Source organism: Xenorhabdus griffiniae, from assembly GCF_001028135.1.
Lineage (GTDB): Bacteria > Pseudomonadota > Gammaproteobacteria > Enterobacterales > Enterobacteriaceae > Xenorhabdus > Xenorhabdus bakwenae.
The window spans coordinates 1-4,091 of record NZ_LDNM01000169.1 but is presented as its reverse complement, the minus strand read 5'-3'; the positions used below and the strand labels follow the sequence as shown (position 1 = coordinate 4,091).

General features: G+C 40.7%; 1 protein-coding gene and 2 pseudogenes. All 3 read left to right on the top strand.

Annotation, left to right across the window (positions count from 1 at the left end):
* Positions 1-320 precede the first annotated feature (320 nt).
* Positions 321-1,120, top strand: a pseudogene (locus AAY47_RS21505) (IS5 family transposase).
* A gap of 838 nt (positions 1,121-1,958) precedes the next feature.
* Positions 1,959-3,092, top strand: a pseudogene (locus tag AAY47_RS19305) (ISAs1 family transposase).
* Entirely contained in the window at positions 3,061-4,026 is a 966-nt protein-coding gene (locus AAY47_RS19300; RefSeq protein WP_047771967.1) for a glycosyltransferase family 9 protein, read from the top strand. The pseudogene AAY47_RS19305 and the gene AAY47_RS19300 overlap by 32 nt, the downstream one beginning before the upstream one ends.
* Positions 4,027-4,091 lie beyond the last annotated feature (65 nt).

Genomic DNA, 4,091 nt, shown 5'->3' with positions numbered 1-4,091 from the left:
CTTAAAGTTATAAAGGAGCGGCTATGTCATTTCAACTCATCATAAAAGTCGAGCATCGCGTTACATTTAGATATAAATAAAATAATAAACAATTGGTCACTATCATTATCCTTGATAAATCAAATGTATCATAAGTTTTAAATAGTGAAGATGATTTATTATTTATACATAAGCGGGAATTCACATAATAAGTGTAACGCTCGAAAGGAAATTTGGGCAGAGTTAGCTACTGATCATAAAAGGGTCGGTAACTCACTTGCTGCTGACAGCCTATTCAGAATCTTTTTCAAACGTGACTATTTTTCCTGTATCCTATCGGAATGAGAAAAGCCTATATTAGTGATATCAGTCGAGACGTTTTTCAGGAAATTGAACCCTTGTTGCTCAGCAGTCGAAAACGCACACGTCCCCGAAAAGTCGATGTGTATGACGTGTTTTGCGCACTGCTGTACCTACTCAAGAGTGGTTGCCAGTGGGATATGCTGCCCAGTGATTTCCCCAGTAAGAGTACCGTGTACTACTATTTCAAACTTTGGAAAGAGAGACCGTCAGAAACGGAGCCAAGCCTGCTGGAGCAGGCGTTAAAAAAATGCGGTTGGCGAGGCCCGCATCAGCCATGGTCGGAACGACAACACCACTTTCGTGATCATTGATGCGCAAAGCGTTAAGAACGGATACGGCCCGTGAAAAAGGCTATGATGCAGGTAAAAAGATTTCTGGCATCAAACGACACATCGCGGTAGATACGCAGGGTTTACCTCATGCAATTACAGTAACAACGGCCAATATCACGGACAGAAAAGGCGCTTTGATGGCATTTACCCAGCACAAGAAGTCGCTTTCCTGCGTGAAGAGTGTGTTAGCCGATGGCGGTTATACCGGAGAAACCTTCGCGGAGAGTGTGCATCATATATTGGGCGCGACGGTCGAAATAGCCAAACGCAGTGAACTCCATATTTTCAAGGTGATACCCAAGCGGTGGGTCGTCGAACGTTCATTTGGTTGGCTAGAAAAATGTCGACGATTGTGGAAGAACGGTGAGAGGCATTTGAATACCCGCCTTCAGTTCGTCAATCTCGCATTCCTTGTCGTGCTGTTGCATAGAAAAAATACTGAATAAGCTCTAAGCCAGCCATACAGCGTAAAAGCAAACGTACTGGTAAAACCCAACCCAGAGATCAAACTTTTCTCCTAAGCTGTATTCAGATAACCCTTTGAGTTAATTTCCTGCATAGTACAGGTATTCCGGTTCTGAGCAGGAATTATGGCATATCAAAGGGTTAAAATGGCGTTCAAATCCCAATGGTTGCTGTAGATGGTCAAGATTTTGACCATCACAAATTGTGATATCCCATCTTGGGTATAGAGGAAATCACAACACCTTTTAACAGTGCAAAGCCCAAATTCGGGCTTAAGTGGTAACTCATTGATATCTAGTCACAAGCTTGATCTTTCATTCTGCTTATTCGTTCTTTTATTTAAAGGTAGTCAGGAACTGTAGTTAAAGGAATTAAAAAATTAACAAACTTGAGTGTTTTTACGGCAACGGCATCACAAAAACATTCAAAATCAATCGCCGCATTGATTTTGTGGATCAAATAGCCTGTATACTCGATAAACTTCAAGTTGTAATCCGCAATACGACGCAAGGCCTTATATTTCCCCGCTGCACGGGGAAATATAACACGCATCTTGAAGTTGGATTGGTATAGTCTCGACTATGTGTGAGGAATTTGCTCAGTGATGTTAAAGAATGGTCTTAATTTAGCTATAATGAAATCAACTTTAAATGGTAGAAGTTTTAATTCTGACAATACCCTATGAAAATAGCCATACTACGTCGAAATGGACTGGGTGATCTCATCAGGGCGAGAGCGTGAACTTTTTGTTAAAAAATTTCAGGTTTGACGAATAAGAAAAAATATAATTTCATACTTCTTTTTTCGGGAAGTATTCTTATGAGTATCGATGCTTTTTCTCGGTATTTCAGTACATTAACAGACCCCCGCCAGTCGTCTAAGATCAGTTATCCTTTGTTTGATGTCCTTTTTTTGTCGATTACAGCCATCATCGCCGGTGCAGAAGGATGGGAAGATATTGAAGATTTCGGCGAAACGTACCTAGACTGGTATCAAAAAAAAAACCTTTTTCCGAATGGAATACCGGGACATGATGCTATCGCTCGCCTGATTTCTCGGCTCAATCCCGTTGAGTTTCAGCACTATTTTATTCATTGGGTTCAATGGGTTAACGAACGCTCAGAAGGGAAAATTATCGCCATTGACGGAAAAACGTTGCGGGGAACTTATGATGGCAAGAATCGGCAGTCGATGCTCCACATGGTGAGTGCGTTTGCCACCCAGAACGGCATAGTGATGGGACAACTGAAGACAGACAAAAAGTCCAATGAAATCATTGCGATCCCAAAATTACTCCGCTTGCTGGATATCACAGATTGCCTGATAACAATTGATGCGATGGGATGCCAAACGAAGATTGCGGAACAAATTGTGCAGCAGGAAGGTGACTATCTTCTGGCGGTGAAAGGGGATCAGGAGACGTTGTATCGCGCGGTTAAGAAGGCGTTGTCAGCCCAAGTTTCTGCCGTGAGTCATGCCGAAAATATCACGATAGAACAAGGATATGGTCGTATAGAAGCCCGTGAATATCATGTGTTACCCGCCCAAGCGCTGTCTCAACAATTTCCAGAATGGAAAAACTTAAAAACTGTGGGCGTGGCAATTGGATATCGAATTGATAATAAAGGAAAATAATCGCTTGATTATCGTTATTACATCAGTTCAGCGGAACTGAGCACCGACAAATTTGCCGCCGCTGTCAGGGGACACTGGGGGATCGAAACCCGATTACATTGGGTTCTTGATGCCACGATGGGAGAAGATGCTTGCCTTATCCACCAGGAAGAATCGGCTGAAATATTGGGATGTATGCGTCACATCAGTGTCAATATGTTGCGGGCAGAGACAACCAAAAAAGCCAGTATTCGCCGAAAACAACGGTTTGCGAGCATGGATATTAACTATTTGGATAAGGTATTAGTTGCAGGGTTTAAGGCGTTGGGCAAGAAGTGAACATTCACGCTCTTGCCCTGGTGATCTCATTTGTACTCAGCCATTAATAAAGTTTTTACAAAAAACTTACCCCAACGCAGAGATCAACTTATTTATAGATTCTGGCAATACTGAACTCGCTTATTATTTGTGCCCTGAAATCAAGATCCACATCCTCCCTAGAGGCAATAAATACCTATCTATTATCAAAACTGCATTAGCATTTCGTCGAAAAAATTTTGAGATTGCTATATCAACCAAACCTACACCTATGAAGCTAAATAATCTATTCCTATGGCTATTAGGGGCTAAAAGACGCTATGCTGTTGTTACAGATAAGCACTGGCATGCAAAGTTAGTTAACTATCCAGTGAAGCAGGAGCAAGTCAATGGTTACCATCAGGCATTAAAAGTATTACGTACATTTTCACCTAATGAGAGTAAATTATCTCCTGAGACTTTTCCTTATATCGAATTTAAAAATACTTTTCAATCTACTGAACAGCAGACTCCCATGGTTTTATTTTCTATATCTAACAGTAGAAAACACAGTCTTATTAATAATGAACGCCTCACTTTAATTGCAAATAAAATCCTGGAAAATTACCCAGATACAAAATTTTTTATTTCTTCATATAAGCATGACACCCCTTTAGCTGAAGATTTAAAATCACGTATAGGAAAAAATAGTGAAGTTGTAGTATCCGATTCTCTGGATTCTTTTTTAACTTTATTGAACAGCATGACACTCATTGTTGTCGGTGATGGTGGTATTTGTCATTTAGCCGCCGCGCTACAGAAAAAGCTTGTTGCCTTTTATGGTGTAACAAGACCGGAAAATTGGGCACCACTGGCTGCAAAAGATACAACCATCACATTGTATGACCCTGAAAATGCCAACAATATTGATTTAGGTAAAGTTTACCCAGCGATATTTTCTTTGCTAAAAGAGTAAACTACTTGGATTCACATATTAAGTGCAATATCGTTATAAACGAAGTAAATGAGTTTTTGTCCCTT